Source organism: Terribacillus sp. 7520-G, assembly GCF_002271665.1.
In the GTDB taxonomy this organism is placed as follows: Bacteria; Bacillota; Bacilli; order Bacillales; family Amphibacillaceae; genus Terribacillus.
In genome coordinates this window covers 1-314 of the sequence record NZ_NQFP01000075.1, presented here as the reverse complement: position 1 = coordinate 314, position 314 = coordinate 1, and the positions used below count along the sequence as shown (strand labels likewise).

Genomic DNA, 314 nt, shown 5'->3' with positions numbered 1-314 from the left:
AGCAGTATGGTAATGATGATGCGGGTGGAGGGACTTGAACCCCCACGCCATACGGCACTAGATCCTAAGTCTAGCGTGTCTGCCAATTCCACCACACCCGCGCAATAGAAACAGTTACTGGAACTGATCTATAAAGTGAGCCATGAAGGACTCGAACCTTCGACCCTCTGATTAAAAGTCAGATGCTCTACCAACTGAGCTAATGGCTCAAAAACATTCTATTGAAAAGAAAGTAAATGGCTGGGCTAGCTGGATTCGAACCAACGATCACGGGACCAAAACCCGTTGCCTTACCGCTTGGCTATAGCCCAATG

3 tRNA genes are annotated in these 314 nt (G+C 48.1%); all 3 read right to left on the bottom strand.

The features are described 5' to 3' along the window. Positions 1-19: 19 nt before the first annotated feature. Positions 20-101 (bottom strand) — tRNA-Leu (locus CHH53_RS17025). A gap of 35 nt (positions 102-136) precedes the next feature. Then, positions 137-209: transfer RNA gene (locus CHH53_RS17020), tRNA-Lys, on the bottom strand. A gap of 28 nt (positions 210-237) precedes the next feature. Then, positions 238-311: transfer RNA gene (locus tag CHH53_RS17015), tRNA-Gln, on the bottom strand. Between the last annotated feature and the right edge of the window lie 3 nt (positions 312-314).